Annotated in this window: 9 protein-coding genes; 4 read left to right on the plus strand and 5 right to left on the minus strand. The window is 73.1% G+C overall.

Annotated features, from left to right (window positions below):
- Positions 1 to 136 precede the first annotated feature (136 nt).
- From ABZ070_RS28810 to ABZ070_RS28820, 3 genes are all read left to right on the plus strand, one after another.
- Positions 137 to 2,281 (plus strand): phage holin family protein, encoded by a 2,145-nt coding sequence (locus ABZ070_RS28810; protein WP_356638263.1) that lies wholly within the window; start codon positions 137 to 139, stop codon positions 2,279 to 2,281.
- 85 nt (positions 2,282 to 2,366) lie between these two features.
- Positions 2,367 to 3,701: an amino acid permease gene (locus tag ABZ070_RS28815; protein ID WP_356638264.1), complete on the plus strand. Its 1,335-nt coding sequence runs from the start codon at positions 2,367 to 2,369 to the stop codon at positions 3,699 to 3,701.
- Between the two features lie 16 nt (positions 3,702 to 3,717).
- Positions 3,718 to 4,758, plus strand: coding sequence for a zinc-dependent alcohol dehydrogenase family protein (locus ABZ070_RS28820; protein WP_356638265.1), 1,041 nt, complete (start codon positions 3,718 to 3,720; stop codon positions 4,756 to 4,758).
- A gap of 43 nt (positions 4,759 to 4,801) precedes the next feature.
- On the opposite strand, the gene ABZ070_RS28825 is transcribed toward ABZ070_RS28820, so the two are convergent.
- Entirely contained in the window at positions 4,802 to 6,259 is a 1,458-nt protein-coding gene (locus ABZ070_RS28825; protein WP_356638266.1) for a hypothetical protein, read from the minus strand.
- Between the two features lie 6 nt (positions 6,260 to 6,265).
- The gene (locus ABZ070_RS28830) at positions 6,266 to 6,757 is read right to left on the minus strand and encodes a hypothetical protein (protein WP_356638267.1); all 492 of its coding nucleotides are present in this window, start codon (positions 6,755 to 6,757) and stop codon (positions 6,266 to 6,268) included.
- A 465-nt stretch (positions 6,758 to 7,222) separates the two neighbouring features.
- Between ABZ070_RS28830 and ABZ070_RS28835 the strand changes: the two genes are divergently transcribed.
- A complete protein-coding gene (locus ABZ070_RS28835) occupies positions 7,223 to 11,077 on the plus strand; it encodes a WD40 repeat domain-containing protein (RefSeq protein ID WP_356638268.1) in 3,855 nt (1,284 codons plus the stop codon).
- A 19-nt stretch (positions 11,078 to 11,096) separates the two neighbouring features.
- Here the strand turns inward: ABZ070_RS28835 and ABZ070_RS28840 are convergent, their stop codons facing one another.
- From ABZ070_RS28840 to ABZ070_RS28850, 3 genes are all read right to left on the minus strand, one after another.
- Positions 11,097 to 11,999: a hypothetical protein gene (locus tag ABZ070_RS28840; RefSeq protein WP_356638269.1), complete on the minus strand. Its 903-nt coding sequence runs from the start codon at positions 11,997 to 11,999 to the stop codon at positions 11,097 to 11,099.
- A 347-nt stretch (positions 12,000 to 12,346) separates the two neighbouring features.
- Entirely contained in the window at positions 12,347 to 12,853 is a 507-nt protein-coding gene (locus tag ABZ070_RS28845) for a MarR family transcriptional regulator (protein WP_356638270.1), read from the minus strand.
- The coding region (locus ABZ070_RS28850; protein WP_356638271.1) for an FUSC family protein at positions 12,850 to 13,923 on the minus strand (1,074 nt) is incomplete at its 5' end. The genes ABZ070_RS28850 and ABZ070_RS28845, both read right to left, overlap by 4 nt.

The following is a 13,923-nucleotide window of genomic DNA, read 5'->3' on the forward strand; positions in this document are numbered from 1 at the left end:
GGGGGTGTTGGGGGGGGGGGGGGGGCCGGGCCGTGGGGGGGCGGCACCGGGACCGGGACCGGGACCGCGGCCCGGCAAGGCGGTGGCCTGTTCTGTGCCACGCTGGAGTCCTGCTCCAGGGGTGAGGTGGACGAGCGTGGTCGAAGGGCGGTGGCGCAGGGCGGGCAGTGCCCTGGTCCGTGTGGTCGTCGTGTGGGTGGTGTCGACCCTGACGATGCTGGCGCTCGCCGGGCTGCTGCCCGACTTCCGGCTCCAGTCCGGCGACGGCGACAGCATCACGCGGACCGCGATCACGGCCGCGTGGGGCGCGGGTGCGTTCGGTCTTCTCACGGGCCTGGTGTGGCCCGTCGTCGTACGGGCCCTGCTGCTCGTGCCGGCCCTGGTGCTCGGCCTGCTGGTGTTCTTCCTCAACGGCTCGCTGCTGCTGATCGCCCTGTGGCTGATCCCCGACGACCGTGGCACGGCCAACCCCGAGACCGCGGTCGTCGTCGCCGCCGTGATGTCCGCGGTCGCCTCCGCGACCTCCACCGCTCTCGCCGTTCGCGACGACAACGCCTACCGGCGCCGGCTCTACCGGCTCGCGCACCGGCGCGGCCGCGGTGCGGCATCCCGGGACGGCAGGTCGGGGCCGCCAGGCACGCTCTTCCTGCAACTCGACGGCGTCGGCTACGAGGTGCTGCGGACCGCCGCGGAAAGCGGTGTGATGCCGACCGTCGCCGGCTGGGCCGGCGTCACACACCGGCTGACCGCCTGGCGCACCGACTGGTCGAGCCAGACCGGCGCCAGCCAGCTCGGCATCCTGCACGGCTCCAACCACGACGTTCCGGCCTTCCGCTGGTACGAGAAGGACAGCCGCCGGATCATGGTGAGCAACCGGCCGGCGAGCGCGGTGGAACTGCAGCGGCGGGCCATCGAGCACACCGGCGACGGCGGGTTGCTGACGCTCGACGGCGCGAGCCGGGGCAACCTCTTCAGCGGCGGCGCGGACCAACTGGCCCTGGTGCTGTCCATGGCGGCGAGGCGCGGCAGGGCCAACCGCTCGCGGGCGGGCTATTTCGCGTACTTCTCCGACCCCGCGAACGCGGTGCGCACCGCGGTGTCCTTCGTCGCCGAAGTGGGCCGCGAAATCGGGCAGTCGATCCGTGCCCGGCTCCGCAAGGACACCCCGCGCGTCGGCCGTGGCGGGCTCTACCCGTTCATCCGGGCGTTCGCGACCGTCGTCGAACGCGATGTGGTGGTCGCCGCGGTGATCGGGGACATGCTCGCCGGGCGCAGAGCCGTCTACGCCGACCTGGTCGCCTACGACGAGGTGGCGCACCACTCGGGGCCGGACAGCGCGGACGCGCAGGCGGTGCTCGAGCGGCTGGACCGCTCCCTCGCGCTGCTCGCCAAGGTCGCCGAGCATGCGCCACGCACCTATCGGATCGTGCTTCTGTCCGATCACGGCCAGAGCCCCGGCGAAACGTTCGAGGGGGCGTACGGGCTGACCCTGAAGGACCTGGTGCGCGCGGGGTGCGGGCTGCCGGTGCCGCGGCGGGCGGAGCGATCCAAGAGCGGCGCCGAGGCGCGCGGCGCGGCGCGTGACGCGTTGCGGACCGCGCTGCACCGGCAGCCGGCGCCGTCCGGCGAGGAGGAACGTCCCGCGTCGGGGTCCGATCCGATCGTGCTGGCCTCGGGGAACCTCGCCCTGATCTCCTTCCCCGACGTGCCGTACCGCATGAGCCGCGAGGAGATCGGCCGCCGTCATCCCGCGCTGCTCACGACGCTCGCCGATCATCCGGGCATCGGGTTCCTGCTGGTTCGCAGCGAGGAGCACGGCTCGGTGGTGCTCGGCGCCGAAGGAGCCGAGGTGCCCGTGGACGCGCTGAAGGACGACGACGGTCCGCTGGCCGGCTTCGGCCCGGGCGCGGCCGACGCCGTGCGCCGTACCGACTCGTTCCCGCATGTCGCGGACATCATGGTCAACTCGATGTACGACCCAAGAACCGGTGTGGTGCACGCCTTCGAGGAGCAGATCGGGTCGCACGGGGGCCTTGGCGGCGAGCAGTCGCAGGCCTTTCTGCTGTCGCCGTTCGAGTTGTCGCCGCCGACCCGGCCCGGTGCCGAGCTGGTCGGCGCGGAGCAGGTGCACCAGGTGCTCAGGCGCTGGCTGCGGGAGGGTGACGGGCCGCAGGTCCCGATCGGTCCGGCGCAAGCTTCCCGGCCGGTGCAGGTTTCCCGGCCGGAGAGCAAAGCGGAAGAAGGAATTCCGGTTGATGGTGGTGCCACACAGGACAAATAGATGTGATTTTGTACAGCCTCTTCCGTGCCGGAACATGTCCCGGTTCCCCGACACCCTCGTGCACGACAGAAGAGGCCGCACCCCCATGATCACGCAAGAAGTACAGAGCCGGCATGCCCGCAGGTTCGGGCTGCCGATCGCCACCGCTCTGGTCATGGGCAACATCATCGGCGGCGGCATCTTCCTGCTCCCCGCCTCCGTCGCCCCGTTCGGCACCGTCAGCCTCGTCGCGTTCGTCGTCCTCACCGTCGGCGCGATCGCGCTGGCCCTGGTCTTCGGCCGGCTCGCCGAGCAGCACCCGCACACCGGCGGCCCCTACGTCTACGCCCGCGAGGCGTTCGGTGACTTCGCCGGCTTCCTCGCCGCCTGGTCGTACTGGATCACCACCTGGGTCTCCAACGCGGCGCTCGCCGTCGCCGCCGTCGGCTACCTCGACGTACTGATACCCGTGCACCACTCCCTGACGGCCACCGTCGCTGCCGCGCTCGTGCTGCAGTGGCTCCCCGCGCTCGCCAACCTCGCCGGCACCCGCTACGTCGGAGCCGTCCAGCTCGTCGCCACGGTCCTGAAGTTCCTGCCGCTGATGCTCGTCGCCGTCGGCGGCCTGTTCTTCTTCGACACCGACAACCTCGGGCCCTTCCAGGCCGGTGACCACGGGGTGGCGGGCGCGGTCTCGGCGTCGGCGGCGATCCTGCTCTTCAGCTACCTCGGGGTGGAGTCCGCGGCCGTCAGCGCCGGCGAGGTACGCGACCCCGCGCGCAACGTCGGCAGGGCCACCATCCTCGGCACCGCCGGAGCCGCCGCCGTCTACCTCCTGTGCACCCTTTCGGTCTTCGGCACCGTCCCCCACGACGAACTGATGGGCTCCACCGCTCCGTTCACCGACGCCGTCGACGCCATGTTCGGCGGCACCTGGGGCGGCACGGCCGTCGCCTGCGCGGCCCTGGTCTCCATGGTCGGCGCGCTCAACGGCTGGACGCTGCTCAGCGCCCAGACGCCGTACGCCGCGGCCAAGGACGGGCTGTTCCCGAAGGCCTTCGCGACCAAGCGGCGCGGAGTGCCGACCGTCGGTGTCCTCGTCACCGTCGTCCTCGCCTCGCTGCTGACGGTCTACAACTACACCGCGGGCACCGAGGGCGTCTTCGAGATCCTCGTTCTCGTCACCACCTTCACCGCCACCGTGCCCTACCTGCTGGCGAGCGCCGCCCAGATCTTCCACCTGGTGTCGGGCCAGTCGCACCGGGTGAACCGCCGCCGCCTCGTGCGCGACTCGGTCCTCGCGGTCCTCGCCTGCGCCTTCTCCATGTGGCTGGTCGCCGGCTCCGGCTACGCCGCCGTCTACCAGGGCGTGCTCTTCCTCTTCGCGGGTGTGCTGGTGTACGCCTGGATGTCGGCCCGCAAGATCAGAGCGGGTGCCTAGGACAGGGAGACGGGCCATGCGTGCGGTGGTGTTCGACGAGTTCGGCAAGCGGCCCGAGGTCCGGGAGGTTCCGGAACCGGAACCGTCCCACGACGGCGTTGTCATCAAGGTCGAGGCCTCGGGCCTGTGCCGCAGCGACTGGCACGGCTGGATGGGGCACGACGCCGACATCCAACCGCCGCACGTGCCCGGCCACGAACTCGCCGGGGTGGTCCACGCGGTGGGCGCGGGCGTGACCACCTGGCGCGGGGGAGAGCGGGTCACCGTGCCGTTCATCTGCGCCTGCGGGCGGTGCGCCGCGTGCGCACGCGGCGCGCAGCAGGTGTGCGAACGTCAGGAGCAGCCGGGCTTCACCCACTGGGGCTCCTTCGCCGAGTACGTTCCCGTCCACCACGCCGACACCAACCTCGTGGCGCTGCCGGACGCGATGCCGTTCTCCACCGCCGCGAGCCTCGGCTGCCGCTTCGCCACCGCGTTCCGGGCCGTCGTCGGCCAGGGACGGGTGCGGCCGGGCGAGTGGGTCGCCGTCCACGGCTGCGGCGGAGTGGGCCTCTCCGCCGTGATGATCGCCGCCGCGAACGGTGCCGGCGTCGTCGCCGTCGACGTCTCGCCAAAGGCACTGGAGTTGGCCCGTACCCTCGGCGCGGCGCTGTGCGTGGACGCCTCCGCGCTCCCGGAAGGCGGGGTCCCGGCGGCGATCCGCGACGCGACGGGTGACGGCGCCCACCTCTCTCTGGACGCCCTGGGCTCGCCGGTGACCTGCGTCAACTCCGTGCAGAGCCTGCGCAGGCAGGGCCGGCATGTGCAGGTCGGCCTCCTGCCGACGGGCGTCCACCTGCCGATGGACCGGGTCGTGGCCCTCGAGCTGGAGATCCTCGGCAGCCACGGCATGGCGGCGCACGCCTACCCCGAGATGATGGCCATGGTCGCCACCGGGGCCCTGCGACCGGATCTTCTCGTCACGAAGGAGATCGGCCTCGACGAGGTGCCGGACGCCCTGACGGCCCTCGGAGCGGCCTCCGGCACCGGAGTCACCGTGATCACCCCGGGCGCGTGACCGGCCCCGGCCGAGGGCCGGGGCCGGGGGCGAGAGGACGTGGTCACCGTGTGACGACCGGCCGGAAGGCGTCCCGCACGTCGGACTTGGCGGTGGAGACGAACTCCTCGCCGCCCGGCCCGAGGTCGGTCGGGCCGTAGTACTCGTAATACAGGACGCTCGGGCAGCTCTTGCCGCTGATCTGCACCTCGCGCGCGTCGACGCGCTTTCCGGTGCGCAGTTCGTAGACCTTGAGCGGGATCTTGACCTTGTGGAAGGTCACTGAGTGGGGGAGGTACTCGGACAGGTCGTTCTCGTAGTAGCACGTCTCGACGGCTGCTCCGTTCTCCGCCGCGTCCGCGCAGACCACGAGCGCGGCCTTGGCCGGGTCGCCGGTGCGCCAGTCGCCGGGGAGTTGGTCGGTGTACTCGGTGTCGCCGAGGAACAGCACGCGGTTGACCCCCTTGCGGTACGGCGGGGCGCCGCTGTACTTGGCGGGCGTGTCGCAGTACCCGGACTCAGCGTCGATCGTGTCGTCCACCAGGCTGCGTACCTTGTTCAGTTCGATGGCGCGGGTGGCCTTCTCCACACCGCCGCGTGCCTCGCCCGAGCGTGCGTCGTCCGGGTATACGTCGAGGAAGCGCTGGTAGTGCGCCCGCGCCCGCTGCCAGTCGTCCTCGTCCATCAGGTCGTCGCCGCATCCCACCAACGCGGCGGGTTGAGTACGCGTCGCGGTGTCGGCGGACCGGTCCAGCACGTCACGGGAGGGCTCGCGGTTGCGGAGCCAGTCGGTGATGCCGGCGGTGTCGCAGGGGTCCTTGGTGGGCAGCCCGCGGAGGAAGGTGTCCAGGACAGTCTTGACGGACTGCTCGTTGCCGGGCTTCTTCAGGACCCCGGCGAGGATGCCGAAGCCCCGCTCCAGGTTTTCGGTGTTCCCGTTCCGTCCGGCGTCGGCGAGCGTGGACGCGGCCCTCTCCAGCCGGTGGCACGCCTCCACCACCGCGTCGCCGGGTTCGACCAGCGGTGCGCCGGCCAGGCGGTGTCCGAACCACACCTCGTCCTGCGCGGACACGGCCGCCTCGCAGTCGCCGCGCTCGCGGGCCTCGTTCACGCGGTCCTCGATCCCGTATGCGTCGACGCGCAGCAGCGCGGCGGTCAGCAGCATCGTGACCGTGACGGCGAGCGTGCCCGCGCGCTGCCCGCGTCGTACGGTGTGCTCCGCGCGCCGGCGTGCCAGGAACCAGCCGTGGGCGATGCCGGCCGCCCACCACAGAAGCAGCAGAAGCTCGCACCAGGTCGCGGCGGCCGAGGCGGTGAGGTCGAGGAGCACGGCCGTGCCGAGCGCGGCGAGTGCGGCCAGCCGCCGGTGGCCGAGCAGCAGATATCCGATGCCGAGCAGCGAGGCGTTGCCGAGTGCCGCCGCCACCGGGTCGCACGGCACCGGTGCCCTGGGCGGCCCGGCAGCCCCCGGCGGCCCGTCGGGCGGCCGGTACGCGTCGTGTTCGTCCGTCGGGTGGTCCATGGGTGATCACCCCTGCGGTGAGGTGGGCGCCGGGCTGCGTACGGAGAACCAGTGGCGGCCGCGCTCGCCGCACACCACCCACAGGGCCGCCACATCGATGCCGGCGATCACGAAAACCGCGAGGCTGGGAGCCCCGGCGGCCAGCGAGCCGAGGAAACCGACGACCGTCGAGAACGCCACGAAGGCCAGGCACACGATGAGGACCACACGGACCCAGGTGCGGCGTTTTCGAGCCAGTACGACGCAGACGACCTGGAGCGCCGCCAGCCCCCAGCAGAACAGCGCCACGAACCAGGCCACGCCCGTCGGCACGAGCAGGTCCTGCCCGTGCTCCTGTTTGCTCTGGTTCTCCTCGAGGACCGCCCAGCCGCCGAAGACCGTTCCCAGCGCGTGTGCGGCGACCACCACGAGGACGAAGACGAGGGCCCCGGGCATGCGGGCCGGTTCGGACGTCTCCGGCGGACGGGACGGACCGGGCTGATACGGGGAGCTCTGCATCGCGATCACCTCACACCTTTGTTGTCCGGCAGGTCGTGGTCCCGGGCCCGGTCCGGTGCCGCAGCGCCCGACCCCACGGCGGGGTGCCGAGCGCGAAGTAGTCCATCCATGACTCTCCTTCAGTGCGTCGCGCCTCTGCGGACACGCGGCGGGTCCGAGCCCACCCCCGTTCGCCGGGCTCGGACCGCGCCATGGCCGTCCTGGCCATGTCCCTCGGGTATTCGACCGCCGTACACCGTTGTTCAGCAGGTCCTCTTTCGGTGCTGAACAACTCGGACCGGACGACGCACCGGACGAACCGGTCGGGAGGAAGCGTGGAGATCGAGTGAACGCCCGTGGCCCGCCTGCCGATACGCCGGAAGTTCGATTGCGACCCCTCCCTGCCACTACCTACCGTGGGCGCCCGGGTGGACGCGCTGGGTGATGGCCCGGCGGCGTCCGGGTGGACGAGGACGGGGCGGACACGTGTCGGGACAACCAGGGCCGGGGCGCACCGAAGGCGAGCTGGATCCGGAGGCAGGACCGGTGCCGCGGTTCGCGGCCGCGCTGCGCGCCCTGCGCGAGTCCGCGGGGAAGCCCACGTACCGGGCGATGGCCCAGCGGGCACAGTACGGGGTGACCACCCTGTCGCAGGCGGCGGCCGGGAAGCACCTGCCCACCCGCGCGGTGACGCTCGCCTACGTGAAGGCATGCGGCGGCGACGTGATCGAGTGGGAGCGGCGCTGGTGTGAGGCGTCTGCAGAGTCGGCCGCCGAGGCCGCCGACGACGAGACCTCCCGGCCGCCGTACCGCGGCCTCACCCGGTTCGAACCGGGCGACGCCGAACTGTTCTTCGGTCGGAGCCGGCTCGTGGAGCGGCTGACCGAGCTGAACCGCAAGCACCGGTTCACCGCCGTCTTCGGCCCCTCCGGCAGCGGCAAGTCCTCGCTGCTGCGCGCCGGTCTGATCCCCCGGCTGCGGACCTTGCGTGCCTGCGAAGGCGGCGAGGACCGTGACGCCGCTCCCGCGGCCGTACGGATCCTCACGCCCGGAGCGGACCCGCTGCGTACGCACGCCGACCGGCTCATACCCGTACCCGACACCGATGCCGACACCTGGCTGATCGTCGACCAGTTCGAGGAGCTGTACACCCTCGGTGCCGACCCGGCCGACCGGGACACCTTCATCGACCGCCTCGTCGCCGCCACCGACGCCGACAGCCGTCTGCGCGTGGTGGTCGCGGTGAGGGCGGACTTCCTCGGCCGCTGCGCCGAACACCCAGGCCTCACCGCAGCGTTGCAGGACGCCACGCTGCTCGCCGGGCCGATGAGCCGCGCGGAGCTGAGAGAGGCCGTCGTCCGCCCGGCTGCCACGGACGGCCTGATCGTCGAACGCGCCCTCACCGACCGCCTCCTGGACGAGGTCGAGGGCGCACCGGGCGGACTGCCGATGATGTCGCACGCCCTGCTGGAGACCTGGCGCCACCGCAGCGGCCGCGTCCTGACCGTGACCGCGTACGAGGCGGCCGGCGGGCTGCACGGCGCCGTCGTCCGTACGGCCGAGCAGGTGTACCGCGAACTCACCGCGCCTCAGGGGGAGCTGGCCCGCCGTATCCTGCTCCGCCTCGTCGCCCCCGGTGACGGCACACCCGACACGCGTCGCCCCACCGAGCATGCGGAGCTCGACTTCGGTGGCCCCGCCGACACCCGAGTCGTCCTGGAACGCCTGGTCCGCGCCCGCCTCATCACCTTCGACGACGGCACGGTCGACCTCGCCCACGAAGCCCTCATCACTGCCTGGCCCCGACTGCGCCGATGGATGGACGCCGAACGCGACAGGCTTCGCGTCCACCGCTCGCTCACCGAGGCGGCCCGCACCTGGCAGGAACTCGGCAGGGAGAACGCCGCGCTCTACGCCGGCTCACGTCTGGACGCCGCCCGCGACGCCTTCCCGCAGGACGCCGCCCGTGGGGACACCGCGAGGTCGCGTCGTGCGACTCCGAAGGACCGACGCGGCAACGAACTCACCCCACTGGAGCGGCAGTTCCTCACCACCTCGCTCCGGCGTCGACACCACGCCGCGCTACTGCGGCGTACGGTCCTGGCCGTACTCGCCGCGCTCAGTCTCCTCGCCACCGGCACCGCGGTCGTCGCCCTCCAGGCCCGTGTCACTGCGCAGGCCGAACGGGACGACGCCGTCTTCGGCCGGCTCACTGCCGAGGCCGACCGAATCCGCGACACCCGGGCCGGGGTGGCCGCCCGGCTCGACGTGGCCGCGTACCGCATGCGCTCCACCCCGGACCTGCGGACCCGGCTGGCCTCGGATGCGGGGCGGACGCTGGCCGGCCGGCTGCAGGGCCACGACGGTATCGCCAGCTCCGTGGCGTACGCGCCCGACGGCCGCACCCTCGCGAGCGGCGGCCACGACGGCTCGGTCCGGCTGTGGGACACGGACACGGGCAGACCGCTGGGCGAACCGTTGCGCCTGCGTACGGGACCGGTGGGCGCGGTCGCCTTCGCCCCGTCGGACGGCGACCTGCTGGTGGCCACGGGGAAAGGCGGCGGCATCCAACTGTGGGACGTGCGCGACCGGTTGCCTCCTCGCGCCCTCGGCCGGCCGCTCGTGAGCCACGACGAGAAGAACGTCGTCACCGCCGCGTTCGCCCCCGACGGCCGGACGCTCGCCACTGCCGGCGACGACGGCACCGTACGGCTGTGGGACGTGATCGACCCGGCCCGGCCCGCGCCGATCGGCGCGCCCGCCGCGGCCGACGCGCGCAGTGTCCGCGCCGTCACGTTCGCTCCGGACGGGGAGACTCTGGCCACGGCCGGCTACGACGGCACCGTGCGGATGTGGCGGTACGGCGAGAAGGCCGGGACCGGGATCGCACCGCTCGGCAAGCCGCTGCGTGAACACACCGCTCCCGTCTGGACGCTGGCCTTCTCCCCGGACGGCAAGACGCTGGCCACGGCCGGCTTCGACGAGACCGTACGGCTGTGGGACGCGTCAGACCCGGGCCGCGTGCAGCCGCTGGGCGAACCGCTCACCGGGCACACCGCCCCCGTCATGTCGGTGGCGTTCAGTCCCGACGGCGATACCTTGGCGACCGCCGGCGAGGACGACCGGCCCCTCCTGTGGAACGTGGCCAACCCCGCCTACCCGAAGCAGCTCGGTGAGCCGCTGACCGGCCATACGGAGGCCGTGTGGGAGGTGGCCTTCAGCCCCGACGGCCGCACCCTCACCAGCGCCGGCGCCGACGGCAGCGTCCTCCTGTGGCACCGGCCGCCGACCGTCCTCACCGACTTCACCAACCCGCTCACCGCGGTCGCCTTCAGCCCCGACGGCCGCCTGCTTGCGGTGGCCAGCACCGATGACGGGCTGATCCGGCTGTGGGACGTACGCCGCCCGGACCACCCGCGCCGGATCCCGCGGACGCTCGGCCACGAGGAAGCGGTGGCGGCCGTCGCGTTCGCCCCGGACGGCCGGACGCTGGCCGGCGGTTCGAAGGACGGAACCGTACGCCTGTGGGACCTCTCCACGCCCGAACGTCCCGCCCCGCTGGGCGAACCGCTGCGCGCGCACGACGACGGCGTCCTCACGGTCGCGTTCTCGCAGGACGGCCGCACGCTGGCCACCGGCGGCGAGGACGACACGGCGCGGCTGTGGGACGTACGGCGACCGGACCGCGTACGGCCGCTCGGTGAACCGCTGCGCGGCCACGGGGACGCCGTCACCTCCGTGGCCTTCGCACGGGACGGCCGCACGCTGGCCACCGGCAGTGAGGACAGCACGGCGCGGCTGTGGCACGTGGGCGACGGGGCGCGGGCACGGCCCGCGGGCGTTGCCCTCACCAGGCACGAACAGGCGGTCAACGCGGTGGCCTTCGCCCCGGACGGGAAGACACTGGCGACAGGCAGCGACGACCGTACGGTCCGGCTGTGGGACGTGCAACGAGCGGACGACGTACGTCCGTTGGGGAAGAAGCTGGCCGAGCACCGCGGGGCGGTCAGGGCGCTGGCCTTCGCCCCGGACGGCAGGACACTGGCGACCGGCAGCGGCGACCACACGGTCCGCCTGTGGGCCGTGACCGACCCGGCCCGTGCCGAGCCCTACGGCCAGGAACTCACCGGCCATCTCGACACCGTCACCTCCGTGGCGTTCAGCCCGGACGGCGACACCCTCGCCTCCGTCGGCTACGACCTGACGGCCCGGGTGTGGACCCTGGACGCGGACCGTGCGGCGGCCCACGTCTGCGACCGTACCGGTGGCGTCCTCACCCGCGCCGAATGGGAGGAGCACCTGCCGCAGCTCGGGTACCAGGACATGTGCGAGGAGCGTTAGGAGGGGGCTTCACGCCGGCTCAGGGGGTGGTGAACTTCAGCACGGCGCCGTCCTTGTTGTGCGCGACGACGGTCGCCTTCAGGTCGTCGCCGAACCCGGCCTCACCGCCCGCGCCACCGAGCTGCATCAGGGTGCCCGCCGTCCGGAAGGTGACGAAGTCGTCGCCCACGGAGACATGCACGTTCACGTCGTTCGCCGTGATGTCCGCCGTGGAGGTCACCAGGACCTCGCACTCGCCGTCCGAGCACGCGGCGAAGTTCTTGCCGTCCGCCGCCTTGGGCAGCGGGCCGGTGGGGTCGGGCGCGGGGGAGGCCGTCTCCTCGTCCGGCGTCCAGCCCGGCGCGCACTGCTCGGCGCGCTGGTGCGCGGCCGCGAGCTGCGGATCCTTCGTCGTCAGCGCCGACAGGTCCGGGTCGGGCGGGGTGAGGGACCGGACGAGCCTGTCGACCTCCGCGGCACTGCCCTCGGCGTCGTCCATGGCCGCGGTCGGGGACACCCCGTCGAGTTCGGCCGCGACGCCCTTCACCTTCTTCAGCAGGGCATCCCGCAGCCGGTCGGCCGCGGGGACGCCCGACGGGTCGAGCTCCTTCAGGTCGCTTTCCACGTCGTCCACCGCCGGCGGTGTCCGGGCGATGTAGCCGACAGCGAGGAGCTGGGCGGACGGACCGACCTCGTCCGGGTTCCGGATCTCCTTCAGATCCGCCGCGCTGTCCGTCCGGAGGTCCTCGAGCGCGCGCGTCGCCGCGCACATCCCGCCGACCCACGTCACCAGTTCCTCGGACGGCGTCCGTGCCGGCGTCGGCTCGGCCGACCCCTTGCCCGACACGTCGGCCTTCTCGTCCGCCCCGCCCGCGCCCCCACAGCCGCCGACGGCCAGTACCAGCCCGGCCGCCACCACGGCCACGCTTGTCCTCTTGAACATCCGACAACCCCTCTCCGTGCTGCGACCCTTTCTTCGCGGGCCGACGCCGGCACCGTAGGACCAGTTCAGCGCGCCACGGATTGTTCAGTCACCCGGTCCGCGGCCGTGAACAACAGCCGGTGGCGTGGCCGGCCGTGCGGTGGCGTGCGCCGAGGTCGGTCGCGAGCGCGCTCATGCCCGGATGGCCGCGGTCGTCGGGACCGAGAGCGGGGGCGTCACGCGTTCCGGACACCGGTCAACGCAGAGGCGCGACACCGGTGTCCGGGCTCGGTCAGCGGTCCCCGCGCCACCGACGCGAGGTCCGTGGGGATGCACCTGGGACGTGGGGCGGACGCCCTCGCCCCGGGTCAGCGCCGGTGGGGGCCGAGGCGGCCCTCGAGCTGTACCAGCAGTTCGGCGAGGTGTGCGCCGAGGCGGGTGCGGGTCTCCTCGTCGAGCCCTGCGAGGACGGAGCTTTCATAGGCGAGCTGCTCGGGCAGCAGTCGGTCGACGAGTTCCCGGCCGTCGTCGGTGAGCCGCACGTGGGCGACGTGGCGGTCCCGGTCGTCGCTGCGCCGGGTGAGGAGCCCCCGTTCGTGAAGGGCGCGCAGCCGTTTGGTGACGGCCGCCCCGGAGGAGAACGTTTCTCGGGCGAGTTCCCCGGGCGTGAGTTCCCGGGCGCTGCGGCGGACGGCCCCGAGCAGGTCGAACTCGGCCCGGGTCAGCCCCGCAGAGCGCAGCGGCGCGTCTTCCGCCTGTTGGAGCAGAGCCGCGCAGCGGTTGATGCGACCGATGAGTTCCATGGGCGCGGTGTCCAGGCCGGGGGCGACCGCCTGCCACTGCCGCACCACCGAGGCGACGACGTCGTCTGTCACACCACTCCGCTCGTCGGGGCGGGAGCCGGCCTCGGTCCGGGCAGGCTGCGCCGCGCTGCTGTTGCCGCGAGCGTACGGTGTGCCGCCTGCTCGGCCGCGAGGACCTGCTCTTCGGGGAGGTCGCGCTGCCACCATTCGCCGGCGGCGGCGTCCAGGGACTCGCGCAGTTCGACGAGTTCGGCGGCCAGCCGACGGCCGGCGTCGGGGGCGGCGGCCGGGTCGGCGAGCGTGCGCTCGGCATCGGCGCGGGCCCTCTCGGTGGCGGCGAGGGCCTTCTCCACGCGGCCCGCCGCCCTGCGGTTGGTGACGGCGACGGCCGCGAGCAGCCCCATGACGACCCCGACCAGGGTGTCCAGAACCCGGTCGCCGATGAGGGTGCCCGCGGGATGCGTGCCGTTCGACTCGACGAGCAGCAGTGCCATGGGGGTGACGGCGACCGAGCCGAGCCAGTAGTTGCGGGTGATCAGGGCCTCGGCCGCGAAGCTGAAGAACATCAGGCAGAGCACCAGGGCGACCGCTCCGGTCCTGATCAGCGGGACGACGGCGGCGAAGGCCAGAACGCCGAGCAGATTGCCCAGGGTGCGCTGCAGGGTTCGGTACCAGCTGAGGGTGACGTTGATCTGGAAGACCGACGACGCGGTGACGAGGGCCCAGTACGGCCGGTCGACGCCCAGTGCGACGGCGGCGTAGCCGGCGAGCGCGCAGCCGACGAGGGTGCGGACCGCGATGGGCATGTGCGGCGATCCCGGCGCCAGGCCGCGTACCAGCGTCCGCCGTGCCGCGCGGCGGCGTTCCCGCCGCACCGACCACTCGGCCTCGATCCCGACCAGGTCGCCCACCTCCCCCGGGGCGGGTGGCGCGGTGGGGACGGGTCCGCGGGCGCGGGCCTGGGCGGCCCAGACGCGCAGCTGCCTGGGGCGGTCCGTGTCCGCCCGGCTCGCGAGTGTGGTGACGGCGAGGGCCGCCTCCGCGTGCACCAGCAGGCGTTCGAGCTCCCGGCGTACCGGGGTGCGGCGTCCGGCGTCGAGCAGGGTTTGCCGGCCGGCGTGCACGGCCGCGGCCGCGGCGTG

Origin of the sequence: Streptomyces sp. NPDC006283 (genome assembly GCF_040613325.1) — a bacterium.
In the GTDB taxonomy this organism is placed as follows: Bacteria; Actinomycetota; Actinomycetes; order Streptomycetales; family Streptomycetaceae; genus Streptomyces.

Excerpts from the sequence above, each read along its gene's own strand:
- ABZ070_RS28830 (WP_356638267.1), bottom strand. The coding sequence starts at position 6,757 with ATGCAGAGCTCCCCGTATCAGCCCGGTCCGTCCCGTCCGCCGGAGACG.
- ABZ070_RS28840 (WP_356638269.1), bottom strand. The coding sequence starts at position 11,999 with ATGTTCAAGAGGACAAGCGTGGCCGTGGTGGCGGCCGGGCTGGTACTG.
- ABZ070_RS28825 (WP_356638266.1), bottom strand. The coding sequence starts at position 6,259 with ATGGACCACCCGACGGACGAACACGACGCGTACCGGCCGCCCGACGGG.
- ABZ070_RS28815 (WP_356638264.1), top strand. The coding sequence starts at position 2,367 with ATGATCACGCAAGAAGTACAGAGCCGGCATGCCCGCAGGTTCGGGCTG.
- ABZ070_RS28820 (WP_356638265.1), top strand. The coding sequence starts at position 3,718 with ATGCGTGCGGTGGTGTTCGACGAGTTCGGCAAGCGGCCCGAGGTCCGG.